The sequence below is a fragment of the Afipia broomeae ATCC 49717 genome (assembly GCF_000314675.2).
Lineage (GTDB): Bacteria > Pseudomonadota > Alphaproteobacteria > Rhizobiales > Xanthobacteraceae > Afipia > Afipia broomeae.
On record NZ_KB375282.1, the window covers coordinates 1,795,180 to 1,820,980 of the forward strand.

17 protein-coding genes are annotated in these 25,801 nt (G+C 61.2%); 12 read left to right on the forward strand and 5 right to left on the reverse strand.

What is annotated here, in order from left to right; translation table 11 throughout:
- The first annotated feature begins 212 nt into the window (after positions 1-212).
- Positions 213-1,394 (forward strand): pyridoxal phosphate-dependent aminotransferase, encoded by a 1,182-nt coding sequence (locus HMPREF9695_RS08305; RefSeq protein WP_041712018.1) that lies wholly within the window; start codon positions 213-215, stop codon positions 1,392-1,394.
- Between the two features lie 75 nt (positions 1,395-1,469).
- Here the strand turns inward: HMPREF9695_RS08305 and HMPREF9695_RS08310 are convergent, their stop codons facing one another.
- The gene (locus HMPREF9695_RS08310; protein ID WP_041712020.1) at positions 1,470-4,451 is read right to left on the reverse strand and encodes an Rne/Rng family ribonuclease; all 2,982 of its coding nucleotides are present in this window, start codon (positions 4,449-4,451) and stop codon (positions 1,470-1,472) included.
- 709 nt (positions 4,452-5,160) lie between these two features.
- On the opposite strand from HMPREF9695_RS08310, the gene HMPREF9695_RS08315 reads away from it, so the two are divergent.
- From HMPREF9695_RS08315 to HMPREF9695_RS08330, 4 genes are all read left to right on the forward strand, one after another.
- Positions 5,161-6,447, forward strand: a complete 1,287-nt coding sequence (locus tag HMPREF9695_RS08315; RefSeq protein ID WP_006020395.1) for an N-acetylmuramoyl-L-alanine amidase — start codon at positions 5,161-5,163, stop codon at positions 6,445-6,447.
- A gap of 192 nt (positions 6,448-6,639) precedes the next feature.
- Positions 6,640-9,132, forward strand: a complete 2,493-nt coding sequence (locus HMPREF9695_RS08320) for a penicillin-binding protein 1A (protein ID WP_006020396.1) — start codon at positions 6,640-6,642, stop codon at positions 9,130-9,132.
- An 88-nt stretch (positions 9,133-9,220) separates the two neighbouring features.
- Positions 9,221-10,352 (forward strand): peptide chain release factor 2 gene (prfB, locus tag HMPREF9695_RS08325; protein WP_152544108.1). Its coding sequence is split into 2 segments (ribosomal slippage): positions 9,221-9,289 and positions 9,291-10,352, totalling 1,131 coding nucleotides; the frame shifts between segments, so codons are not numbered across the junction.
- A 168-nt stretch (positions 10,353-10,520) separates the two neighbouring features.
- Entirely contained in the window at positions 10,521-11,420 is a 900-nt protein-coding gene (locus HMPREF9695_RS08330) for a DMT family transporter (protein WP_244434436.1), read from the forward strand.
- On the opposite strand, the gene HMPREF9695_RS08335 is transcribed toward HMPREF9695_RS08330, so the two are convergent.
- Complete coding sequence (locus HMPREF9695_RS08335) at positions 11,417-12,775, reverse strand: peptidoglycan DD-metalloendopeptidase family protein (protein ID WP_006020399.1); 1,359 nt, start codon at positions 12,773-12,775, stop codon at positions 11,417-11,419. The genes HMPREF9695_RS08330 and HMPREF9695_RS08335 overlap by 4 nt on opposite strands.
- A 97-nt stretch (positions 12,776-12,872) precedes the next feature.
- Positions 12,873-13,610: a peroxiredoxin gene (locus HMPREF9695_RS25700; protein WP_006020400.1), complete on the reverse strand. Its 738-nt coding sequence runs from the start codon at positions 13,608-13,610 to the stop codon at positions 12,873-12,875.
- Positions 13,611-13,897: 287 nt separating this feature from the next.
- Here HMPREF9695_RS25700 and HMPREF9695_RS08345 point away from each other — a divergent pair, with 287 nt between their 5' ends.
- Positions 13,898-17,524: a YhdP family protein gene (locus HMPREF9695_RS08345; protein ID WP_006020401.1), complete on the forward strand. Its 3,627-nt coding sequence runs from the start codon at positions 13,898-13,900 to the stop codon at positions 17,522-17,524.
- Complete coding sequence (locus HMPREF9695_RS08350; RefSeq protein ID WP_006020402.1) at positions 17,521-17,964, forward strand: PaaI family thioesterase; 444 nt, start codon at positions 17,521-17,523, stop codon at positions 17,962-17,964. Before HMPREF9695_RS08345 ends, HMPREF9695_RS08350 begins: the two co-directional genes overlap by 4 nt.
- A 14-nt stretch (positions 17,965-17,978) precedes the next feature.
- Here the strand turns inward: HMPREF9695_RS08350 and tyrS are convergent, their stop codons facing one another.
- The gene (tyrS, locus tag HMPREF9695_RS08355) at positions 17,979-19,232 is read right to left on the reverse strand and encodes a tyrosine--tRNA ligase (RefSeq protein WP_006020403.1); all 1,254 of its coding nucleotides are present in this window, start codon (positions 19,230-19,232) and stop codon (positions 17,979-17,981) included.
- 136 nt (positions 19,233-19,368) lie between these two features.
- Between tyrS and HMPREF9695_RS08360 the strand changes: the two genes are divergently transcribed.
- Together HMPREF9695_RS08360 and HMPREF9695_RS08365 are read left to right on the forward strand one after the other, a co-directional pair.
- The gene (locus HMPREF9695_RS08360) at positions 19,369-20,466 is read left to right on the forward strand and encodes an anhydro-N-acetylmuramic acid kinase (protein WP_006020404.1); all 1,098 of its coding nucleotides are present in this window, start codon (positions 19,369-19,371) and stop codon (positions 20,464-20,466) included.
- 209 nt (positions 20,467-20,675) lie between these two features.
- The gene (locus HMPREF9695_RS08365) at positions 20,676-21,350 is read left to right on the forward strand and encodes a glutathione S-transferase family protein (protein WP_006020405.1); all 675 of its coding nucleotides are present in this window, start codon (positions 20,676-20,678) and stop codon (positions 21,348-21,350) included.
- Between the two features lie 78 nt (positions 21,351-21,428).
- On the opposite strand, the gene HMPREF9695_RS08370 is transcribed toward HMPREF9695_RS08365, so the two are convergent.
- Positions 21,429-22,076, reverse strand: a complete 648-nt coding sequence (locus HMPREF9695_RS08370) for an alpha/beta hydrolase (RefSeq protein WP_006020406.1) — start codon at positions 22,074-22,076, stop codon at positions 21,429-21,431.
- 241 nt (positions 22,077-22,317) lie between these two features.
- Here HMPREF9695_RS08370 and HMPREF9695_RS08375 point away from each other — a divergent pair, with 241 nt between their 5' ends.
- The 3 genes from HMPREF9695_RS08375 to sufC all read left to right on the forward strand — a co-directional run bounded on the left by HMPREF9695_RS08375 (position 22,318) and on the right by sufC (position 25,797).
- Complete coding sequence (locus HMPREF9695_RS08375; RefSeq protein ID WP_006020407.1) at positions 22,318-23,481, forward strand: cysteine desulfurase family protein; 1,164 nt, start codon at positions 22,318-22,320, stop codon at positions 23,479-23,481.
- Between the two features lie 82 nt (positions 23,482-23,563).
- On the forward strand, positions 23,564-25,042 hold the full coding sequence (sufB, locus tag HMPREF9695_RS08380) for a Fe-S cluster assembly protein SufB (protein WP_006020408.1): 1,479 nt from the start codon (positions 23,564-23,566) through the stop codon (positions 25,040-25,042).
- Entirely contained in the window at positions 25,039-25,797 is a 759-nt protein-coding gene (gene sufC, locus HMPREF9695_RS08385) for a Fe-S cluster assembly ATPase SufC (RefSeq protein WP_006020409.1), read from the forward strand. Before sufB ends, sufC begins: the two co-directional genes overlap by 4 nt.
- The last annotated feature ends 4 nt before the right edge of the window (positions 25,798-25,801 follow it).

Consider the following 25,801-nt stretch of genomic DNA (forward strand, 5'->3'; position numbering starts at 1 on the left):
TTTCCTTGCATGCCGCGGTTCCAGGGAATAGCAGATTTCATGCTAGTGTGGTGGTTCGCAAGTCCGCATTACTTCCACAGCGCGCACATTTGCGGACTTGCGAACCAAAACCACACTAGAATTGTAATTTTCCAGTGTCCTTTTGAATCCGAAGTTCGCTATGGAGATTGATGCAAAACGAGGCGAACTTCGGATTCAGGACACTGGATGTGATGCTCACAGACAAGGCAAAAGGCCTTTTAACGCCCTCCGCCCGCGGCAATGTTCCGCCGTTCATGGTGATGGATGTGATGGCGGCTGCCGCCAGGATCGAGGCCCAGGGCGGTCACGTGATTCACATGGAGGTGGGGCAGCCTGCTGCTCCCGCGCCGCAGACGGCCATCGCCGCCGCGCGCGCCGCGCTCGATATAGGCAAGATCGATTATACGGCTGCGATCGGCATTCCATCGCTGCGTCAGCGGATTTCGCGCCATTACCGAGAAACCTACGGACAGGATGTCAATCCTGCGCGCATTGTCATTACCACAGGCTCCTCGGGCGCTTTTGTTCTCGCGTTCCTGTCAGCGTTTGAGCCCGGCGACCGTGTTGCAATCGCGTCCCCGGGTTATCCGCCGTATCGTCATATTCTGCGCGCGCTCGGATGTGAGCCCGTCCTGATCGAAACCACCAGCGCCACACGGCATGCACTGACAGGCGAGATGCTGCTTGAGGCTCATCGGAAGACGCCGCTCAAGGGCGTACTGGTCGCCAGTCCTGCGAATCCGACCGGCACCATGATGACGCGCGAGGCGATGGCGGATCTGATCGCCGCCGCGGATAGCGCGGGTATTCGCTTTATCTCGGATGAGATCTATCACGGGCTCGACTACGCGTTTCCGGCGGTGACGGCCGCCGAGCTTTCGTCCGAGGCGATCATCATCAATTCGTTTTCGAAGTACTTCTGCATGACCGGCTGGCGCGTGGGCTGGATCGTCGTTCCGGAGGCGCTGGTGCGCTCGGTCGAGACGTTGCAGCAGAACCTGTCGATTTCCGTGCCGACCCTGTCGCAGATCGCGGCAGAAGCCGCATTCGACGGATGTGCCGAAATGGATGTCATCAAGCACGGCTATGAGGAGAATCGGCGCATCCTGATCGAAGGGCTGCCGAAAGTCGGGCTGACGGAATTCCTGCCTGTGGATGGCGCGTTCTATCTTTATGCGGATGTCTCCAAGTTCAACGCCGACAGCTTCGAGTTCGCCAAGACCATGTTGCAGCAGGCGCATGTCGCGGCGACGCCCGGTGTGGACTTCGACCCATTCCACGGAAAGTCTTTCGTGCGTTTTTCCTACTCGCGCTCGACGCAGGAAATCACCGAAGCGGTGGCGCGCATCACGCGCTGGCTCACCAAAGGCTGATTGCAGATTTCGAGGGCCCAAACGCAAACCGCCCGCTGTGAAGCGGGCGGTTTATTCGTGACCAGTACTCGGATGTTACTCGCCGCGGCGCGACCACCAGCCCGCACGGCGCGGCTGGGCGGTCTCGGTCTGCGGCTGTGGAGAAGACTCTGGTTCAGTTGGAGTTTGTGTCTGAACCGGAGTGGGCTGAGACTCCTGTTTCGGCGCCTCACCGAAGAAGAAGCTGACCTTCTCGCGAACAGTCGAGCGCTTGCGCGGAGCTTCGGTCTCTTCCGGGGTTGAGATGTGATGCGTCACTGGTTCCGGCTGCGGAGCCGGAGCGGGATGTTCCTCGCGGACCGGCTCCGCCGGCGCTGCCAGATCGGCTACCGCTTCGGCGGATTCGGACTCGGGCGGCGTTCCCAAATCGTCGGCAATCGTCGAAACGATTCCCTCGCCGGGTTGACCGCCTTCTGCTCCGCTCAGGTCGTTGCCACCACGCCGGCGACGGCCGCCGCGGCGCCCACGGCGGCGCGGACGGCGTTCGCCATTCGCGTTCTGCTCGGCGCGCGGTTCGCCATTCTGATCGTCCTGCTCGTCGTCACCTTCATCGCCGTCATCGCTGGCGGTGTCGTCTTGTAACGCGATGGCGGGTGCGTCGCCCCGATCGGCTGCCTGTACTCCCTCACGCGCTTCTCCGCCACGGCCACGCCTGCGGCGCCGGCGCTTGCGGCGCGGGCCTTCTTCGCCTTCCGAGACAGGAACTGCGTCGGCGGATTGCGTCTCGGCATTGTCCTCGTCGTCGCCTTCGAATTCCATTTCGGCTTCGAACGTTTCGTCATCCTCGTAGTCGTAGGTGTCCTCGACCGGAGCCGGGGATGCCGCAAGCTGCGCTGCAAGGATGGCCTTGGCGGCTTCGAGGGTATGAACGGCTTCGCCGCGGTCGATCACGTAGGACTGCTGCCCGCTGATCGTCGCATCGGCGATGACCGCCAGCGTGACCTTGAAGCTGCTTTCGAGATCGCGCAGGTGACCGCGCTTGTGGTTGAGCACATAGAGCGCAACGTCGGTGCGCGTGCGCACCGTCAGATTGTGCGTCGGTCCCTTCATCAGGGTTTCTTCGAGGCCGCGCAGCAGTTGCAGCGCGACGGACGAGACCGAGCGGACGTGACCGGAGCCGCCGCAATGCGGGCACGGCTCGGTGGAGCTTTCGAGCACGCTGGCGCGGATACGCTGGCGCGACATCTCGAGCAGGCCGAAATGCGAGATGCGTCCCACCTGGATGCGGGCGCGATCCTGCCGCAGGCAGTCGCTGAGTTTGCGCTCGACCGCACGGTTGTTGCGCTTCTCATCCATGTCGATGAAGTCGATCACAATGAGACCCGCAAGATCGCGCAGCCGCAACTGGCGCGCGACTTCCTCGGCGGCTTCGAGATTGGTCTTGAGCGCTGTATCCTCGATGTGGTGCTCGCGGGTCGAACGCCCCGAGTTGACGTCGATCGAGACCAGCGCTTCGGTCTGGTTGATGACGATGTAACCGCCGGACCTCAGCGTTACCGTGGGCGAGAACATCGCGTCCAGCTGGCTCTCCACGCCCATGCGCGAGAACAGCGGCTGGCCGTCGCGGTACTGCTTCACCGCGCGAACGTTGCTCGGCATCAGCATCTTCATGAAATCGCGGGCTTCGTTGAAACCGGCTTCACCGGCAACGAGGACTTCGTCGATTTCCTTGTTGTAGAGGTCGCGCAGCGAACGCTTGATCAGCGAGCCTTCCTCGTAAACGAGAGTAGGGGCCTGCGATTTCAGAGTGGTGTCGCGGACGGTTTCCCACATCCGGATCAGGTATTCGAAGTCGCGCTTGATCTCCGGCTTGGTGCGCGAGGCACCGGCGGTACGCAGGATGATCCCCATGCCTTCCGGCACATCGAGATCCTGCACCACGTCCTTCAGGCGCGAACGATCCTGCGCCGAGGTGATCTTGCGGCTGATACCGCCGCCGCGTGCGGTGTTCGGCATCAGCACGGCATAACGGCCGGCGAGCGAGAGGTAGGTTGTCAGCGCAGCGCCCTTGTTGCCGCGCTCTTCCTTGACGACCTGAACCAGCATCACCTGGCGGCGCTTGATGACTTCCTGAATCTTGTACTGGCGGCGCGGACGGAAGGCGCGCTCCGGCACTTCTTCCAGCACGTCGTCACCGCCAACCGACTCGACGACTTCCTCTTCGGCGTCGTCACCGTCCTCGTCGTCGTCGCCATCCGCATCGTCGGCGTGGTGTTCGTCTTGATGGTCGCCGTGAGGAACGATGGGCGCATCGTGAGCCTCGTCGTGCGCATGCGATTCATGCTGATGATCGAGGTGCTCATGATCATCATGCCCATGGTCATGGAAATGATCGTCATGTGCATGGTCATCGTGCGCAGCTACCGGCGCTGGCGCTTCTTCGGATGCCGCGACTGGCGTAGCGTCATCGGCATGATGTTCCTGATGGTGATCGTCGCCGGCGGGGAGGGCAGCAACGTCATGAGCTTCACCATGCTGGTGATCATGTTCGCCATGATGTGGGTCATCATGCGGGTGGTCATGGTCGTAATGGGCATCGTCATGGCCGTAATCTGGCGCGTGGTCGCCGACCTGGGCAGCGTCCGTCAACTGCGCGGCTTCCGCCTCCTGGCTTGCGCCTTCGATAACCTCGCTCTGCACGCGCTCGCCGCTGTTACGGCGTCGTGAACTCCGATGGCGGGACCGGCGGCGGTTGGAGCGGTTTTCCGATTCTTCCTCGGCTTCGCGATGTGCGCGCTCGTCGGCCTCGATCAAGGCCTGACGATCGGCAACCGGGATCTGATAGTAATCGGGATGAATTTCGCTGAAGGCCAGAAAGCCATGGCGATTGCCGCCGTATTCGATGAAGGCGGCTTGCAGCGACGGCTCGACGCGCGTGACTTTGGCGAGATAGATGTTGCCGCGCAGTTGCTTGCGCTGGGCAGACTCGAAATCAAATTCCTCGACGCGATTGCCGCGGACCACAACCACCCGGGTCTCTTCCGGATGGGTGGCATCGATCAACATTTTGTTGGGCATTTTTGAGCTCTTGACGGCGAACGGTGCGTTCGGCGGCCAGCGCGTTGCGCGTAGCCGGGTCACGTGACGGTCCACCTGATTCGGGGGTGAGGGGAAGGCCAAAACGCCGCCCGAGGCACCGTGCCGATCGCAACGTCAGCGAAACGCGACGCGGAAAAGATTCGCGTCGTATCGATGCTGGCGTCGATGGGATTTTCTGACCAATCCCGTTCGGCAATAGAGTCTGGCGCATCAAGCGTCGGCCCGTCTAATTCAATGTGGCGGCAAAGTGCCGCCGTATCCTGCCGCCGACGTTGCCAGCGGATTCGCTGCTGGCAGTGCTAACGCGGCGCAAGACGCGCGCGCTGGCTCTCGATGGTCCGCTGCCTTGCGGCAACGGTCGCCGGTCATGAAGGTGGCCGCTCGGGCTGGTAACCGCCGCTCCGTATCAGCCGCGTGCTGCGCTGGCTGTGGAGGGTCGGAAGGTACGCTGGAACCTCTTATTGAATGTGAGGAACTGGCGCTGCACCGGGAAGCTGAACGCGACACAACCGCAAGTTTAAACCGTCAGCCCCTCCTACATACGTCGAATGGCCGTTTCTGGCAAGGGAAGCGTCACAGCGCTGCAACACACTCGGCTAATCGTCGCAGGCGTGGTAAGGGGCCGTTAACTGCGCGGTTCTATTGCGGTATGAGGTCTCCGGAGGCTGCGGATTCATTGACGAGTCACATGAATTATCGCACATTTTGGGTTGTCGCGCAGGTGTGCGCCGCAGCATTTCTGTGCCTGCCGATTCCCCGGGCTCTCGCGGTCGAATCTCAGCCGCCGCAGCCGGTGGTTGCGGTAGCGTTTCCAGTCGCCTCCGACGTGCGCGTGGCGGGCGATGGTAAGCAGACCCGTTTCATTCTCGACCTCGACCGCAAGATCGATGCCCGGGCGTTTGTACTCGCAGATCCGTATCGCGTCGTGGTCGATATCCCGCAAGTCACCTTCAATCTTCCCCCCGGCGTGGGGAAGGAAGGGCGCGGTTTGATTCGCGCCTTTCGCTACGGCCTCGTCATGCCCGGCGGATCGCGAGTGGTTTTCGACCTGACCGGTCCGGCCAAGATTGAGAAGACCTACGTCATCGACCCGGCGAACGGGCAGCCGGCGCGCCTCGTGGTCGAACTGGCCGCGGTTGAAGGATCGGCGTTCAAGGCGTCGTCTCCGGGCGAGGACAAAGTGCAGTTACGTCCGGCAATCGTTGCCGACGCCAGCGGCGCCGCAGTTGAAACCACGGGCACAACCCGGACAGCGAAGACGACGGATTCCCGTCCGGTCATCGTTATCGACCCCGGTCATGGCGGCGTCGACAACGGCACGCAGGCGGCCACCGGCGAAAGCGAAAAGATGCTGGTGCTGGATTTCGCCAAAGCGCTGCGGGATCGAATCGAGAAAAGTGGCAAGTTCCGCGTTGTCATGACGCGCGACGACGACACCTTCGTCCCGCTCGGAGAGCGGCTGAGGATCGCCCGCTCCAATACGGCTGCGTTATTTGTTTCCATTCACGCCGATGCCTTGCCCAAGCGGGAGGGCGATGCCCAGGGCGCGACCGTCTATACGCTGTCGGAACGCGCCTCCGACGCCGAAGCTGAGAAACTCGCCGAGGCCGAGAACAAGGCCGATGCCATTGCCGGCATCAATCTGACCGAGGAACCGGCGGAGGTTGCCGACATCCTGATCGAGCTGACCCAGCGCGAGACCCGAACGTTTTCAAATCGTTTCGCCCGCACTCTCGTCAATGAGATGAAGGGTGTCGCGCGCATGCACAAGCATCCGCTGAAATCCGCAGGCTTCAAGGTCCTGAAGGCGCACGACGTTCCGTCGGTGCTGGTCGAACTCGGCTACGTGTCCAACAAGGATGATCTTCAGCATCTGGTCTCTGAAAGCTGGCGCTCCCGCACCGTCGGTTCAGTCGCCCAGGCGGTGGATGCCTTCCTCGGAAAACGCGTGGTTTCCACTGGTCCTTCGAATTAAGCCCCTTGGGGTTGAATTTGCAGGGCAATTGGTCGCCGAGGCCCTAGTTTGGCCACAGCAGCGGCTCTATAGAAATTTGGGCTGGTAAGAGACCAGAATCGATCCACGCGCGGATAGCGAATGGTATAGTTCGGTTCGAAATCCCTGAAGTGCGCCGTGATCGCGCCCAGACGCTAAGGACGGATACTGACAATGCGCTTGCTGTTGCGGTTCATGGGCTTCCTGTTCGCGGCCGGAACGATCGTGTTCCTTGTCGGCGTCGCCGCAGTTGCCGGAGCGATCTGGCACTTCTCGAAGGATCTGCCGGACTATTCCCAGTTACAGGATTACGAGCCGGCGGTGATGACTCGCGTTCACGCCGCAGACGGTTCGCTGCTCGGCGAGTATTCCAAGGAGCGCCGGCTTTATCTGCCGATCCAGGCGATTCCGAAACCCGTGATCAATGCGTTCCTCGCGGCAGAGGACAAGAATTTCTATGAGCACGGCGGCATCGACTTCACCGGCATGGCGCGCGCCGCGGTTCTCTACGCACAGAATTACGGTTCCAACCGTCGCCCGCAGGGTGCGTCCACCATCACACAGCAGGTCGCGAAGAACTTCCTTCTGACCAACGAAGTCTCGTTCAACCGCAAGATCAAGGAAGCCTTGCTGGCGATGCGCATCGAGCGCACCTACACCAAGGACAAGATCCTCGAGTTGTATCTGAACGAAATCTATCTCGGTCTCAGCGCCTACGGCATCGCGGCTGCATCGCTTGTCTATTTCGACAAGTCGGTCAACGAACTCACCATTGCGGAAGCCGCCTATCTGGCAGCGTTGCCAAAGGCGCCCTCGAGCCTGCATCCTGTACGTAACCGCGACCGCGCCATCGAGCGCCGCAACTACGTGATCGACCGGTTGGCCGAAAACGGCTGGATCAAGCAGGCCGATGCTGTTGCAGCTCGCAAGGAACCCCTTGTGGTGACGTCGCGCTCCAATGCGGCGCATATTTTCGCGGGTGAATACTTCGCCGAAGAAGTCCGCCGCGACATCTTCGAGCGTTACGGCGAGAAGAAGCTTTATGAGGGCGGTCTCTCGGTGCGCACCTCGCTCGATCCCAAGCTTCAGATGATGGCGCGCAAGGCGATGGTGGCCGGGCTGGTCAAGTTCGACGAAGCCCAGGGCTGGCGCGGCGCGCCGCACAAGATCGATCTTGGCGGCGACTGGGGCGTGAAGCTCGCGGAGGTCAAATCGCTCTCCGACATTTCGCCTTGGCGGATGGCCGTGGTGCTTGAGACCAGCGACCAGTCGGCGCGGATCGGTTTTCAGCCCGGCCGGGAGCTTGGCGGCGCGATCTCAAAGACTCGCGAAACAGGATTGATCTCGCTGGAAGGTGTGAGGTGGGCGAAGGCGGCCGCCGGTCCGACGCGTTTCAAAACGCCGACCGCGGTGACACAGGTGCTTGCACCGGGCGACGCGGTCTATGTCGATCCGCTGCTGGACAAGGATGGCAACAAGGTCGAGGGACAGTACCGGCTGCGTCAGATCCCTGAAGTTTCCGGCGCGATGGTTGCGATGGATCCGTGGACCGGGCGCGTCGTGGCCATGGTCGGCGGCTTCTCGTTTGACCAGAGCCAGTTCAATCGCGCAACGCAGGCCTATCGTCAGCCGGGTTCGTCCTTCAAGCCGATCGTCTATTCGACTGCGATGGATAATGGCTACACGCCCTCGACGGTTGTGGTGGACGCACCGATTGAAATCGATCAGGGGCAGGGCGCAGGCGTGTGGCGTCCGGAAAACTATTCGACCGGAAAGTATTACGGACCGACCACGCTGCGGAACGCGCTCATCAGGTCGCTGAACACGGTGACGGTGCGCCTCGCGCAGGACGTCGGTATGCCGTTGATCGGCGAGTACGCCAAGCGCTTCGGCATCTACGACGAGTTGCCGAACTATCTGTCCTACGCGCTCGGCGCCGGCGAGACGACCGTGATGCGCATGGTGACCGCCTATTCGATGTTCGCCAATGGCGGCAAGCGGGTGAAGCCGACACTGATCGATCGTATTCAGGACCGCTATGGCCACACCATCTTCAAGCACGATCAGCGCGAATGCCGCGGCTGCGATGCTGGCGATGTCTGGAAGAACCAGCCAGAACCTTCGCTGGTTGACCGCCGCGAACAGGTGCTGGATTCCATGACCGCCTACCAGATCACGTCGATGATGGAAGGTGTCGTGCAGAGCGGCACCGCGACCGTCTTGCGTGAAGTTGGCAAACCGATCGCCGGCAAGACCGGCACGACCAACGACGAGAAGGACGCCTGGTTCATCGGCTTCTCGCCCGATCTCGTGGTCGGCGTCTACATCGGCTACGACAAGCCGCGAAATCTCGGCCGAGGCGGCACCGGCGGCCACCTCGCTGCGCCGGTGGTGAAGGACTTCATGAAGCTTGCGCTGGCTGACAAGCCTGCGGTGCCCTTCAAGGTTCCTGCCGGCATCAAACTAATCCGTGTCGATGCCAAGAGCGGCATGCGGGCAGGGCCGGGTGACAGTGGCCGGACAATCCTCGAAGCCTTCAAGCCCGGGACTGCACCACCCGACAACTACTCGGTTATCGGCGTGGCTGACGCTGACGGGCGCTCACCCGGCGTTTCGCCGGATGCGGACCGCGCCATTTTCCGGCCGGGTACCGGCGGCCTGTACTAGCGCAACGCGCCACGTTGCGCTGACAGCCGTCAGCCGCTACATCCCTCACGTCATTTGAATCGCAGCGTTGCTGCAAGCTGGAATTGTCATGCGCCCCGAAATCGAACGCCTTGTTGAAGAGATCAAGCAGTCAGTCGGGCTGCTGAGGAGGCATCTTTGACGTCGATGCTGCCACGGCACGCCTCGCCGAACTGAACGCTCTCGCCGAAGATCCCAATCTCTGGAACGACCCGCAGAAGGCCCAGAAGCTGATGCAGGAGCGGACGTCGCTCGAGAATCAGCTTACCGGCATCGGCAAGATCGAGCGCGAGCTCGAAGACCAGACTGGCATGATCGAGCTTGGCGAGTCCGAGAAGGACGAGAGCGTCGTTCTTGAAGCTGAGAGCGCGCTCAAGGCTCTGAAAAAAGACGTCGCGAAGCAGGAGCTGGAAGCGCTGTTGTCGGGTGAGGCCGACAGATTCAATACGTACCTCGAAGTCCACGCCGGTGCCGGCGGCACCGAGAGCCAGGACTGGGCTTCGATGCTGCTGCGTATGTACACGCGCTGGGCGGAGAAGCATGGGTTCAAGGTCGAATACCTTGAAGAGACCGAAGGCGAAGAAGCCGGTATCAAATCCGCGACAATCCAGATCAGCGGCCACAATGCCTATGGCTGGCTAAAGACCGAGGCGGGCGTGCACCGGCTTGTGCGGATATCGCCGTTCGATTCCAACGCCCGGCGGCACACGTCATTCTCGAGTGTTGCGATTTTCCCGGTGGTCGATGACAGCATCAAGATCGACATCAAGGAATCCGATGTGCGCACCGATACGATGCGTTCAGGCGGTGCAGGCGGCCAGCATGTCAACAAGACGGAATCGGCTGTGCGTCTGACACATATTCCGACCGGCGTTGCGGTTGTCTGTCAGGCCGGCCGTTCACAGCACAAGAACAGGGCGCAGGCCTGGGACATGCTGCGCGCGCGGCTTTACGAAATCGAACTGAAGAAGCGCGAGGAAAAAGCCGCCGCCGATCAGGCCGCCAAGACCGATATCGGCTGGGGTCATCAGATCCGGTCATACGTGTTGCAGCCGTATCAGATGGTGAAGGACCTGCGCACCGGGGTGCAGACCTCCGACACGTCCGGCGTGCTCGATGGCGATCTCGATGAATTCATGGCAGCGACGCTGGCACAGAAGGCGTTCGGCACCACGCCCGGCGCCATTGAGGACGTGGATTAGAGTCTTGCTATCGCGTTTTCTTAACGCGAACCGGCGCCCACTTCGCTTGAAAACGCGCCAGACGCAGAACCGGGTTGTCGGGAAGCGGGTGGTTCTGTGCAGTGCCACCGCGTATCCCTCTGGGCCATGGCTGTCGTCCAAGAGAGACTTCCCGAAACTGAACTGCGTATGGATGAGCGCGACTGGTCGCGGCTGGTCTTCCTGTCGGTTCTCTGGGGCGGCACGTTCTTCTTCACCGGTGTGGCGCTGAAAGAATTGCCGCCGCTGACGCTGGTCTTCCTGCGTCTGTCGATTGCGGCGCTGATCCTGCTGCCGATGCTCTGGATCAACCGCATCCCGTTTCCGGTCGGTATCGCGGGATGGCGCCCTTACGCCATCATGGCGCTGATCAACAATGTGATGCCCTTTTCGCTCATCGTGATGGGGCAAACCTACATCCCGGGCGGGACGGCCTCCGTCGTGAATGCCACGACGCCGGTTTTTACCGTTCTGGTGGCGGCGGCTTTCGGAGAAGAGAAACTCATTCTGCGGCGTGTTGCCGGAGTGCTGCTCGGTCTGTGCGGCGTCGTCATCCTGAAGGGTTATGATTTTGATCTCGGCTCGCGGCAAAGCATTGGTATCGCGCTCTGCCTCGGCGCAACGATCTGCTTCGGATTTTCCGCTCTATGGGCGACACGCAAGCTGGCCGGCTCGCCGCCGATTGGGACCGCAGCGTTTCAGTTGATCTCGGCGAGCGTGATGATGCTCGTTCTGGCCGCGGTCTTCGATCGTCCCTGGCAACTGCAAGTGCCGGGACACGTGACGTGGCTGGCGGTTCTCGGCCTCGCGTCGCTCTCGACCGCGCTGGCCTTCATCATTTTCTTCCAGATCGTCATTCGATCCGGTGCAAGCAACGTGATGTTGGTGACGCTGCTCGTTCCGGTCAGCGCGATCCTGCTCGGATACTTCATACTGGACGAGAGGATCGAAGGCCGCGAGATCATCGGCGCGCTCGTCATTGGAAGCGCGCTGCTGGTCATGGACGGAAGGGTGTTTCGGCTGTTCAGTCGCTCAGGAGTTGGAACTTAACCCTGGCTGAGGCGAACGCCGGCGCGGAGGAACTTCTGCGGGTCCACGGCATCGCCATCGATCCGCGTTTCATAGTGCAGGTGAGGGCCGGTCGAGCGGCCTGTCGAGCCGACTTCGCCAATCACCTGACCGATGGTGACTTGCTGGCCAATCTTGACGTTGATGGCCGACAGATGCCCGTAGCGCGTCGACAGGCCGTTGCCGTGATCGATCTCCACCAAGCGGCCATAGCCGCCGCTCCATCCGGCATTGATGACCTTGCCGTGGGCAGTTGCGCGAACCGGATCGCCGGTAGAGGCGCGAAAATCCAGCCCACTGTGCATCGCGGGGCGGCCAAGGAAGGGATCGCTGCGCACGCCGAAACCGGAGGAGAATTCGACATTGCCGACGACCGGCTTGCGGTACGGCACAAGCGACAGGGTGCGTGTGAGTTTGTCGACCTGTGCACGGCTTAGATTGATCCGGTACAACTGGCGGTCGAACGTGCTGGCATCGGACGATGGCCTGGTGACCGGTATGAACGGCCCGCCCACGCCGCCCTTGGGCGTCGCGGCTTCGAGCTGCGCCATATCAAGACCGAGGTCCGTAATCACACTGCGCATCCGGCGCATACGCGACTCATAACTCTCTTCGACCGAATTGAGTGCGGCGGTCTGGCGGCCTTCGACCTTGTCGAGCGCGCTTTGCAGGTTGGTCAGGACGCTGTCGACACCACTGGCCTTTGCGAATTCCGTGCGCGGGCGAGCGGCCGGAGGCGTGCGGGATTCAAGCCGCGCTTCGCGGTCGGGCGGTGTCACGAAGATCACGGTGTCGTTGATCGGTGATGGTTTCGGCACGCCTGTAGCCGCGCCGGCGTCGGTCGACTGCGGTCCGCGTGCCGTCGGCTTGATCGAGCCGGTAGGGGCGGTATCCGGCATGGCATTGAGGGCCGCGGCACGTGATTCAAGCAGCGCTTGCCGCCGCATGATCTGGTTGAGCTTCTGGTCGTACTGCTCCTGATCCAGCAATTGACGGCTGGTGGTGCGATCGACACGCGCGCGCAGCTCGGCGATGCGGTCCTCGTAGGCGTACTGCATCTCCGCCTGACGCGCGATGAGGCGGGTCAGCACGTCGTCTCGGAAGGCAAAATAGGTGGCCGTCGCCGCCGACCACGCGCCCATGATGACGATAGATCCCGCCACGATCCAGAACACCACCGGTCCGAACCGTACCGCCTTGCCGTGATGGACGATGGTGTAGCCATTGCGGTCGGGACGATGATGACCATGCGGAGGGCGCCGCTGGGGCGCTCTCGCATGGTCATGCGCGTGGTGATGTTGCGGATGTTCGGGGTAGTGGGCGGAACGGTTCGACATCGGTACTCCCGCACCGTCCGAAAGCGCCCGGACGGCTCAATTACAGGCGCCGATTTGAACCTTTCATGGTTAATTTTCGGAAAACGGAATGGAATTCTCAGGTACTTTGGGCCGCGGCGAGCACCTCGTCGGCATGTCCATCGACCTTCACGTTGCGCCAGATTCTGACGATCTTGCCTTCGGGGTCGATCAAAACCGTTGTCCGAGAGATTCCCATGAAGGTCTTGCCGTACATCGATTTTTCGCCCCAGACGCCATAGGCCGTCAACATTCCAAGCTCTTCATCGGAAACGAGCGGAACCGTCAGCCCGTGCTTGTCGCGAAACTTCTCCTGCGCAGCGATCGGGTCAGCCGAAACGCCGAGAACGGCAGTCCGTGCTTCCGCAAAGGCGTCAGCGAGCCGGCTGAAGGCGACGGCCTCAAGGGTGCATCCCGGCGTGTCGGCGCGTGGATAGAAGAAGATCACCAGATTACGGCCGGCGTAATCCGCAAGCGAGACCGACTGTCCGCCATCACGCGGTAGCGCAAATGCCGGTGCGGATTGCCCTTCGGTAAGGGGTTCGGCCTTGCGAACTGGGGTAAGTGCTGCTGGTTTCCTGGCAGGTACAGCCTTCGTACCGGAGCGCCTTGAGGTGGTTGCGGCGCTCTTCTTTTTTGTCGCGTTTTTTGTCGCGGTGCTTTTCGTGGCCCCGGTTTTAGCTTTGGCTTTCTTCGCGACTTTACGGGTAACGGTACCGCTCGGCTTTTTAGCGGCGGCCCGCTTGGCGGGCTTGGCTTTTGCGCCCTTGGCCTTTGATGTCGATTTGGTCGATTTCTTACGCGTTTTCTTGGACATACGCCTTCCTTTCGTCGCTTTCAGCGGGGTATTTTGGGATTCGAAAGACTCGCAACCGGACCATTAAAGCTGCCTTCTTCGGCTGGGCAAATCTGACGTCCCCGAGGTATGGTGAATAGCCAACAGAATGAATTTACGACTTTCCCACGCGGACGGTCGAATAACGGGCGATACAGAAAACTAAGACCGGGCTTTTAGTCTGGCGACACTCCGACGGAGCGAGTCTCCAAATTTGACGCTTTGACGCCCGGCGGCTCGACCAGGCTGACGATCAATACCGAGAGGCAATGCCGAGATCAGAGCCCCAGAAAGCCTTCGCGAAGGCTGCAGACGAGCACCGGCATTGGGATGATTCCGGCTGGAATCACCATGACGATGCGGCGTGTGACCGGGCGATCAAGCTGCTCAATCGGCCAAGCATCGGAATTCATCGGGTCACGGACTGGTTTCGCGGGCGCCGCCGCCGAATCGCCGGCAGTCCATGGATCGGGCGGACCGTCGTCGTCCTGATGTCGCTCGGCATTATCTTCGCCGGATGTTTTGGCGCGTTGTGGCTGCGGCTTGGCGCTGGCCCGGTCAATCTCGATGTCGTGACGCCGTGGCTGGCATCGGCGATCGAGGAGAACCTCGGGCACGATCACACCGTTCAAGTCGGCGGCACGCAGATCGAGCGCGCCGGCCGGATCAGGATTGCGGTCCGGCTGCGTGATATCGTTGTGCGGGACAAGGCGAGCAACATTGTCGCAAGCGCGCCGAAGGCGGAAGTGAGACTATCAGGCACGGCCCTGATCATGGGGCGTCTGCGTGCCGAGACGCTTCGCCTTGTCGGCGCCGAGCTCGCCGTCCGGATCACGCCCGACGGACGCGTGATTGTTTCGACCGGTCAAAGCAACAGCCCGCTCGCGACCGGCAAGGTTCCCGTCAAGCCGGAGCCACAGACTGTTTCAGGCCCTCCGCCGCTGCCGTTTCAGGCATCGCCGACGCCGCCAGTTCCGGCCACGTCGGCCGCAGCTTCGAACGGAACGAGCGGACTGCTCGCCGCACTGGAATGGCTCGATGGTCTCAGCGCCAAAGGGCTCGACGGTCAGAGCCTGAATGAAATCGGATTGCGCAACGGCGTGCTGACGGTTGAGGACCAGCGCAATGGCGGTGTTATCAACTTCAACAACATCAGCCTCAGCCTGCGGCGTCCGCTGGGTGGCGGCGCCGCTTTTAGCGTCGGCGAGGAAGGCAAGAACGGCTGGGAACTGAAAGTGGCCGTGGGTGCGCCGTCGAATGGCGTGCGCTCGATCGATATCAGCGCGTACAAGGTCCCGACCAACAACCTGCTGCTCGCAGCGCGTTTGAAGGATTTTACCTACGCCGCGGACATGCCGCTCAGCGGCGAGTTCAAGGGCGAGATCGGCCGCGACGGGCTTCCAACCTATTTCCGGGGCGAGATCGTCGCCGGCAAGGGCACAATCGTCGACCTCAATGTGCCGGACTATCCGATGGTGATCGACCACGCCGATGCGCGTGTCGAATGGGATGCCGGACGCCGGGTCATGGTGGCGCCATTTCATGTTAACGCAGGCGCCAATCGCATCACTTTGCTGGCGCATCTCGAACCGCCTAATGACAGCATACCGAACTGGCAGCTCGGTTTGAGCGGCGGAACCATTCTGCTTGCCGGCAATGACGGAGAGGCGCCCTCGATCTTCAACCGCATCGCGGTCCGTGTGCGGTTTGATACGGAAAACCGGCGCGTGCTTTTGACCCAATGCGATATCAGCAACGGCGAGATCGGTATCGCGGGTTCGGGAAGCATCGATTATTCAGGCGAGGCACGTTTGCGGCTTGGAATGGCCGCGACGCCGATGCCGATCGCCGTGTTAAAGCGCATCTGGCCTGTGCTGATCGTGCCTGAAGTGCGCGAATGGATCACGGAGCGGGTGGATCGCGGCACGGTCCAGCGGCTCGACATTGCCGTCAATGCGCCGGTTCATACGCTTGTGCGCGGCGGCCCGCCGATTCCAGACGATGGCTTGTCTGTGAATTTTCTGGCGAATGGCCTGACCGTGCGGCCCGTCGATGACATGCCTCTGGTTCGTGATGCCGACATGAAGGGGCGTGTGAGCGGGCGGACCGTCAACATCAACGTGGGGCAGGGAGCGGTCGATACACCGGCCGGCCGACGACTTGCCATCTCTGATCTGACGTTTGAAGTGCCGGATCTCGCACCGAAGCCTGCGCCCACCAAAGTGCGCTTCCGGATCGATGGCCCGGTTCCCGCGGCCGCCGAAGTCCTGCAATCGGAACGGCTGCGCGAAGCCGGCGACACGGTGATCGATCCCAATTCGAGCAAGGGCACGGTGTCCGCGATCGTCACGCTTGCGATGCCTTTGAAGAATGCGCTGACGAAAGCCGACACCACCTATTCGATCAGTCTCGACCTTGGCGCGCTGGCCGTCGACAAGCTCGCGATGAATCAGAAGCTCGAAGCGAATTCGCTCAAGGTGGTCGCGGACAATCAGGGTTATCGGGTCAGGGGCGACGTCAAGATTGGCGGACAGCCCGCGGCGCTTGACTACCGCAAGACGAGCGATGGAGACGCCGACGTGCGCGTGTCGGCGACGCTCGACGATGCAGCCCGGGCGCGCCTTGGTGTGGATCTTGGACAAAGCCTGAGCGGCGCCATTCCGATCAAACTGACCGGCAAGATTGCCGGCGGCGAAGGCGACAATCGTGACAATCGCTTCGGCGTCGAAGCCGATCTGACCGCGGCGCGTATCGATAACCTGTTGCCGGGCTGGACCAAGGTCGCGGGCAAAGCGACCAAGATGACTTTTAACGTCATTCAAAAGCCTCAAGGCACACGCTTCGAGGATATCGTCATCGACGGCAACGGCACGTCCATCAAGGGCTCGCTGGAAATCGACGACAAGAATGATCTCGTCAATGCATCGTTTCCGACGTTTGCGCCATCTGAAGGCGACAAGGCCAACCTGAAGGCCGAGCGGCAGCCGGACGGAATGCTCAAGGTCACGATGCGGGGTGAGGTGTTCGACGGCCGCGGCTTCATCAAGAGCGCGATGTCGGGCAGGGATCCGAATACCAAGGAAAAATCCAAGAATTTCGACATCGATATCGATGCCAAGCTCGGCGCGCTTGCCGGCTTTTATGGCGAGGCGGTTCGCAGCATAGACCTGAAACTCACGCGCCGTGCCGGAGCGATCCGATCGTTCTCGCTCAGTGGCAAGCTGGGACGCGATACGCCGGTGATCGGCGATCTGCGCGGGAGAGGCCAAGGACAAGGCCAGGGGCGTGACGTGATGTATCTCGAGACGGGCGACGCAGGTGCGTTTTTCCGTTTCACCGATACCTACGCGAAAATGAACGGCGGCAAGATGTGGATCGCGGTCGATCCGCCGACGTCCGACACGTCGCCGCAGGAAGGACTGTTGAACGTCCGCGACTTCACGATCAAAGGCGAAGCCGCGCTTGACCGCGCGGTGGCGAACGCACCGGGAGCGAATTCACAGGGCGTCGGGTTCTCCGGCATGCGCGCGGAATTCACCCGCCAGAGCGGTCAGTTGCGGGTCAAGGACGGGGTTCTTCGCGGCCCGACGATAGGCGCGACCATCGAAGGGGTGATCGATTATCCCGTCAATCAGGTGAAGATGAGCGGCACTTTCGTTCCGCTCTACGGTCTGAACAATATGTTCGGGCAAATTCCAATTGTCGGACTGTTCCTGGGCGGTGGCAGCAACGAAGGCTTGATCGGCATCACCTACGAAGTCGTCGGAACCCCCGGTGCGCCGGTTCTCAGGGTCAATCCGATTTCGGCGATGGCGCCCGGCGTGTTCCGCAAGATCTTCGACTTCAACACCGGCCGGCAAAGCGTCCCCACCGACTTCCCCACGCCCCAGCAGTGACAGCATTTCAGGTTCAGGATCCGGATTTCGAGGCGCGCGTCCGAAAGACATTCGCCGGCCAACCGGCATTGGGTACGCTTGGAATAACGCTGGCGAAGGTCGGGCCGGGAACGCTTGAGCTGCGGATGCCGTATGATGCGAAGTTCTCGCAGCAGAACGGTTTCCTGCACGGCGGCGTGGTGTCGGCCGGGCTCGATACTGCGTGCGGGCTGGCGTCTTACACGCTGATGCCGGCAACGGCGGACATTCTGACCGTCGAGTTCAAGATCAATTTATTGGCGCCGGCCAAGGGGCAGACGTTCCGTTTCGTCGGCAGAGTCGTGAAGCCGGGCCGTACGCTTGTCGTCTCGGAAGGCCATGCCTATGCCAGCGACGACGGCCGCGAGAAACTGATCGCTACCATGTCGGCGACCATGATGACGATGCTGCGCCAGAGCTAGCCTGCCGCCGTATTTTATACCGGCTTGAGCAGGACGTGCTTCTTGCGGCCCATCGACAGCTTGATGACGCCTTCCGGCGTCAGGTTCTTCGGTGTCAGGACCATCTTCTCATCGGCAATCGCAACGTCATTGACGCGCAGGCCGCCGCCTTTGATCTGACGCCGCGCTTCGCCATTGGAGGCCACAAGACCTGCCTTGACGAACAACCCGAGCACCGGCGCGCTGGCGTCCAGTTCGGTGCGGGAAATCTCGAGCGTCGGCAGATCGCTGGCGATAGCGCCTTCCTCGAACGTCTTGCGCGCGGTCTCCGAGGCTGCATCCGCCGCTTCGCGGCCGCGAATGAGTGCGGTGGCTTCGGTCGCGAGCACTTTCTTCGCCTCGTTGATCTCCTGGCCCTTCAGCGCGGCGAGCTTTGCAATCTCGTCCATCGGCAGGAGAGTGAACAGCTTCAGGAAACGCTCGACGTCACCGTCCTCGGTGTTGCGCCAGAACTGCCAGTAGTCGTAGTCGCTGAGCAGATCGCCATTGAGCCACACGGCACCAGCGGCGGTCTTGCCCATCTTGGCGCCAGAGGATGTCGTCAGCAGCGGACAGGTCAGCGCGTAGAGCTGGTGCGTGCCCATGCGGCGGCCGAGGTCGATGCCGTTGACGATGTTGCCCCACTGGTCGGAGCCGCCCATCTGCAGGTTGCAGCCGTAGCGCCGCGACAGCTCGACGAAATCGTAGGATTGCAGGATCATGTAGTTGAATTCGATAAACGACAGCTCCTGCTCGCGCTCGAGCCGCATCTTTACCGAGTCCATGGTCAGCATGCGATTGATCGAGAAGTGCCGTCCAACGTCACGAAGCATCTCGATGTAATTGAGCGCCGTCAGCCACTCTGCGTTGTCGGCCATCGCAGCATCGGTTTTGTCCGCGCCGAACTTGATCAGCTTGGTGAAGGTTCCCTTGATGCTCTCCTTGTTGGCATCGATCTGCTCGTAGGTCAGAAGTTTGCGCGTCTCGTCGCGGCCGGAGGGATCGCCCACGCGGGTGGTGCCACCGCCCATCAGGACGATGGGCTTGTTGCCGGTTTGCTGAAGCCAGTGCAGCATCATGATCGAAAGCAGGTGCCCGACGTGCAGGGACGATGCCGTGCAGTCGTATCCGATGTAGGCCGTCACATCGCCCTTGGCTGCAAGTGCATCGAGCCCGGCCGCATCCGAGATCTGATGGATGAAGCCCCGGCTCTGAAGGACGTTGAGGAAATCGGACTTGTAGGCGCTCATGGCGGCACTCTTTAACGATTCAGATATTTAGCGTTTATTTGGGCCTGTGGTGTATCAGGTCCGGCGTCGGATTCAACCAAGCGGTTGGGATCGGAATGCGCGCAAATGAGGGCATTTCTGCCCGAGGGAGAGGCCCTTGCTGAAGGCGATCGGGCTGATGAGCGGGACGTCCCTTGACGGGGTCGATGTTGCGCTGATTGAAACGGACGGTGAGCATATCGGTGCATTCGGCCCGACGGGCTATCGCGCCTACGCCGACAATGAACGGGAACTCCTGAGGCGGGCGCTTGCCGATGCGGCATCCGTTACCCAGCGCGACGCGCGGCCGGGCATATTGGCAGACGCCGAGAGATTGGTGACGCGTGCGCACGCCGATGCCGTCGAGAATTTTTTTCAGACGAACAACTTGTCTCGCGACGCAGTCGATGTCGTCGGCTTTCATGGACAGACGGTCCTGCATCGCCCGGAGCAAAAGCTGACGATGCAGATCGGTGACGGTCGTGCGCTGGCCGCGTCACTCGGCGTGCCGGTGGTGTTCGATCTTCGCGCTGCTGACGTTGCCGCTGGTGGACAGGGCGCACCATTGGTGCCCGTGTATCACAGCGCGCTGGTGCGAATGCTGGCTCGTTCAGGACCGACAGCGGTCGTGAACATCGGCGGCGTTGCCAACATCACCTATATCGACGGTGAGACACTGATTGCCTGCGACACGGGTCCCGGCAACGCGCTGCTTGATGACTTCATGCTGCGCAGAACCGGTAAGGCGGTGGATCGCGACGGGGAAGCAGCCGCGAAGGGCCGCACTGATGGTGAGTGGCTCGCGAAGGCGTTGCGCCGTCCATTCTTCACCGCGCCGCCACCGAAGTCACTCGATCGAAACGACTTTGCCACGTTGACCGTGGACAGCATGAGCACGGAGGACGGCGCCGCGACGCTGACGGCTTTCACAGCCGCCTCAATCGCGATGATCGCGCCGAGGCTCCCTCAGATTCCCGAAAACTGGATCGTTGTGGGCGGCGGTGCCAGCAATCCCACCCTGATGCGGATTCTGGGCGAGCGCCTGGCGCCTGCCACCGTGACGCGTGGAAGCGACCTCGGATGGTCCGGGGACGCCATCGAAGCGCAGGCCTTCGCATACATGGCCGTTCGCAGTCTCAAAGGGTTGCCGCTGACATTTCCGGGAACGACCGGAGTGGCCGCGCCCCACACGGGTGGTGTTCTCGCGAAACCGTGATTTAATGCACTTGCATGGATCTTGACAATTTCATGCGCCTGCATCTAATTTGATGCATGTGCATGGAAGGGAATCGCGATGCTGGTCGCCGAGCTCATTTTAGCAGTTCAAATCATTCGTGATGGCGTTTGGCGCTACATGCGTCAGACCACATCGAATGTTGAAAGTGACAGACCGCCACCATGCTCGCATGAGTGGAGGAAAATGACATGACCGAGAAACTCAAGCTCATCAGCCACAAGCTCTGCCCCTATGTTCAGCGCGCGGTGATTTCCCTGACCGAGAAAGGCGTGCCGTTCGAGCGGATCGATATCGATCTCGACAACAAGCCCGAGTGGTTTCTGAAGATTTCGCCGCTTGGTAAGGTGCCGGTGCTTCAGGTTGGCGACAAGGTTGTCTTCGAATCCGCAGTCATTCTCGAGTATCTTGAGGAAACCGAGCGTAAGCCGCTGCATCCTCAGGATCCGCTGACCCGCGCTGAACATCGCGCGTGGATGGAGTTCGGCTCGGCGGTGCTGGGCGACATCTGGGGGCTGGAAACGGTCACCGATGAAGCTGCCTTCAACGTCAAGGTGAAGCAGGCGACCGAAAAGTTCGCTCGCCTCGAAGCGCGGCTTGTTGCAGCTCCGTGGTTTGACGGCGAATCCTTCTCGCTGGTCGATGCGGTGTTTGCGGCGGTGTTCCGCTACTTCGATACGATCGATGAGATCGGTGACTTTGGCATACTCGCAGGCAAGCCGAAGATCGCGCGCTGGCGCAAGAGCTTGCGCGAGCGGCCATCAGTGCGCGATGCCGTGAGCCCGGAATACTCCGCGCTGCTGCGTGCCTTCATGAAGAAGCACAAGTCGTATCTTTCCCAACTGGACCAGCGTGCTGCTGCCTAAAGGCGCAGGTCCAGTCACAAGAATGGCGCGGAATGATCCCTCATCCGCGCCATTTCTGTTTTTGGAAAGTGGTTGTTGTCAGCGGACGTTGGCGAGCCGCATGTCGAGATAGGACGTTACCGACTCCATTAGCGGCTCCATCTTGTCGACGAAGAAGTGGTTGGCGCCGGGAATGACCTGCTGATCGATCACGATTCCCTTTTGCGTCTTCAGCTTCTCGACCAGCGTCGTGACGTCCTTCGCCGGGGCCACGATGTCCTTGTCGCCATGAACGATCAGGCCGGACGAGGGGCAGGGCGCGAGAAACGAGAAGTCGTAACGGTTGGGCTCCGGCGCGATCGAGATGAAGCCTTCGACTTCAGGACGGCGCATCAGAAGCTGCATGCCGATCCATGCGCCGAACGAGAATCCGGCGACCCAGCAGGCGCGCGCTTCGGGATTGATGGTCTGTGCCCAGTCGAGGGCGGATGCCGCGTCCGACAGCTCGCCGGTTCCGTGATCGAATTGTCCCTGGCTGCGGCCGACGCCGCGGAAGTTGAAACGCAGCACCGAAAAGCCGCGCGCCACGAACGCGTAATAAACCTGATACACGATCGGGTGGTTCATGTTGCCCTGGAACTGCGGATGCGGATGCAGCACCATCGCAATCGGCGCGTTTTTCTGCTTCGCCGGGTGGTAGCGGCCTTCAAGACGGCCGGCAGGGCCGGTGAAAATGACCTCAGGCATCAAAGTTCCTTTGAAGCGTCGTTGTGCAGGCCGGCTGGCCTTAAGCAACGATATGTCTCTCGAATGTTGTCAGGGCGCGCGGTACGCGCGATGAACGGCTGCCGCGTTCTAGCATGGGGCAAGGGGCAAAAAGCAAGCATATTGAGCCTGCAGGAACTATCTAGGAGGCCCGGATTGCTGATTATTTTCATGCGATTGTGCGGTAAAGCGCCCTTCGGACCGGACTGGATCGTCAGACGTTATGCGTGATCGCGTCTATCTCGACTGGAATGCAACGACGCCGCTGCGGCCGGAAGCCCGTGCGGCGATGGCGGCTGCGTTCGACGTCAGCGGCAATCCGTCGTCGGTGCACAGCGAGGGCCGTGCGGCCCGCAAGCTCATCGAGGACGCGCGCGGAGCTGTCGCTGCCGCCGTCGGCGCGGATCCGCGGAATGTCGTCTTTACATCCGGCGGTACAGAGGCAAACGCGCTGGCGCTAACGCCTGGACTGCGCCGAGGCGGCCGAGGGCCGGCGCAGCGGCTGATTGTCTCGGCCATCGAGCATCCGTCGGTGCTCGCGGGGGGACGATTCGCCCAGGGCGCCATCGAGATTGCGCCGGTGTTGCCTTCTGGCCTGATCGATCTGGAGAGCCTCGCGGCGGTGCTGGCGAGCGGCCCTCCCGCTCTGGTTTCGGTCATGCTGGCGAACAACGAGACCGGGGCGATCCAGCCGGTTCCCGAGGTGGCTGCGCTGGTTCATGAAGCCGGGGGCATCCTGCATGTCGATGCGGTCCAGGCATTTCTGAAAATACCAATCAATATCAAGGCCCTCGACGCGGATGTTCTCACGGTTTCTGCGCACAAGATCGGCGGTCCCAAGGGCGTCGGGGCGGCTGTCGCGGCGGATGGGCTGGAGGGGCTGCACGCGCAGGTGCGCGGCGGGGGACAGGAGCAGGGCCGCCGGGCCGGAACCGAGAATGTCGCCGGAATAGCCGGCTTTGGAGCCGCCGTCAGAGCCGCCGCCGGTTCCATGGACGTTGACGCCGCGCGCATGAAAGCCCTTCAGGCGCGCCTTGAAAGCGGCCTCAGGGACCATCGGGACACCGTGATCTTTTCAGATACCGCGCCACGGCTTCCCAACACCACGCTGGTCTCGGCCCTCGGTCTGAAGGCTGAAACAGCAGTGATCGGATTCGATCTGGAGGGCATCGCGGTGTCATCGGGGTCGGCTTGTTCCTCCGGCAAGGTTCAGCCATCCCATGTTCTTCAGGCGATGAAGGCTGATCCGGGGCTACTCTTGGGAGCCATTCGCCTCAGTCTGGGGTGGGACAGCACGGAAGCGGACATAGATCGCTGTCTAGAGGCTTGGAGAAAGCTCTCAGGTGTATTACGTAAGGCTCATGCAATCGGGCTTGAACGGTTCTAACGTTCGCGCAATGCGTGTACTCAAGCCCTCTACAACTTAAACGGTCCACCGCGGTCCTTGAAACCGCGAGCGGAGGATTGAAATGCCGGCCGTACAAGAGACGGTCGATCGGGTTCGCCAGATCGACGTCGATCAATATCGTTATGGATTCGAGACCATCATTGAATCCGAGAAGGCTCCAAAAGGGCTTTCCGAAGACACCGTCAGATTCATCTCCGCCAAGAAGAACGAACCTGAGTGGATGCTCGAGTGGCGTCTGGAGGCGTTCCGACGCTGGCTGACGATGGAAGAACCGACCTGGGCGCGCGTCGATTATCCAAAGATCGACTACCAGGATCTCTATTACTATTCCGCGCCGAAGAAGAAGGCGCTGGCCTCGCTCGACGAGGTCGATCCGGAAATTCTGAAGACCTACGAAAAGCTCGGTATTCCGCTGCGCGAGCAGGAGATGCTGGCCGGCGTTGTGCGCCCTGAAGGCGAGCGCCGTGTGGCGGTCGATGCCGTGTTCGACTCGGTCTCTGTTGCTACGACCTTCCAGGCCGAGCTGAAGGCCGCCGGCGTGATCTTCATGCCGATCTCGGAAGCGATCCGCGAGCATCCCGATCTGGTGAAGAAATATCTCGGCACTGTGGTGCCGACCTCAGATAACTATTTCGCGACGCTGAATTCGGCGGTGTTCTCCGACGGCTCGTTCGTTTACGTGCCGCCGGGCGTTAAATGCCCGATGGAGCTGTCGACCTACTTCCGCATCAACGAGCGCAATACCGGCCAGTTTGAGCGCACGCTGATCATCGCCGACAAGGGCGCTTACGTTTCCTATCTCGAAGGCTGCACCGCGCCACAGCGCGACGAGAACCAATTGCACGCCGCCGTGGTCGAGCTCGTCACCCATGACGACGCCGAGATCAAATACTCGACGGTGCAGAACTGGTATCCGGGCAACTCGGAAGGCAAGGGCGGCATCTACAACTTCGTCACCAAGCGTGGCGATTGCCGCGGCAAGAACTCCAAGATTTCGTGGACGCAGGTCGAAACCGGCTCCGCGATCACCTGGAAGTATCCGAGCTGCATCCTGCGCGGCGACAACTCGCGCGGCGAGTTCTATTCGATCGCGATTTCGAACGGCTACCAGCAGGTCGATTCCGGCACCAAGATGATCCATCTGGGCAAGAACACGACCAGCCGCATCATCTCGAAGGGCATCGCCGCCGGCGTGTCGCAGAACACCTATCGCGGCCTCGTCACCGCACATCGCAAGGCGACGGGCGCGCGCAACTTCACCGCGTGCGATTCGCTGCTGATCGGCGACAAGTGCGGCGCGCACACAGTGCCGTATATCGAAGCGAAGAACTCGTCGGCGCTGTTCGAGCACGAGGCGACGACGTCGAAGATTTCCGAAGATATGCTGTTCTATTGCGTGCAGCGCGGACTGAGCCAGGAGGAAGCGGTGGCGCTGGTCGTCAACGGCTTCGTCAAGGATGTGTTGCAGCAATTGCCGATGGAATTTGCAGTCGAGGCGCAGAAGCTGATCTCGATCTCGCTGGAAGGAAGTGTTGGATGACCGCGTTACTCGAAGTCAAAGGCCTCAAGGTTCAGGTGGAAGATAACGAGATCCTTCATGGTCTCGACCTCACCGTGAATGCAGGCGAAGTTCACGCCATCATGGGGCCGAACGGCTCCGGCAAGTCGACGCTCAGCCATGTCATCGCCGGTAAGCCGGGTTATGACGTGACCGCTGGCGAAATCCTGTTCAAGGGCGAAGATTTGCTTGAGATGGATCCCGACGAGCGCGCCGCCAAGGGCGTGTTCCTCGCGTTCCAGTATCCGGTGGAAATTCCCGGCGTCACCACAATGAATTTCCTGCATACGGCGCTCAATGCGCAGCGCAAGGCGCGCGGCGAGACGGAGCTGATGGCGCCTGAATTTCTCAAAAAGGTTCGCGAGATCGCCAAGTCGCTCAACATTCCGATCGATATGCTCAAGCGCGGCGTCAACGTCGGCTTCTCCGGCGGTGAGAAGAAGCGCAACGAGGTGCTTCAGATGGCGCTGTTCCAGCCGAGCCTGTGCATCCTCGACGAGATGGATTCGGGTCTCGACATCGACGCACTGCGTGTCGCCGCTGACGGCGTCAACGCGCTGCGCTCAAAGGACCGCGCGATGGTCGTTATCACCCACTATCAGCGTCTGCTGAACTACATCGTGCCGGATTTCGTCCACGTCATGTCGAAGGGCCGCGTAGTCAAGAGCGGCGGCAAGGAACTGGCGCTGGAACTGGAGAAGTCCGGTTACGCCCAGTTCGAAGACAAGGCAGCGTAAGCGG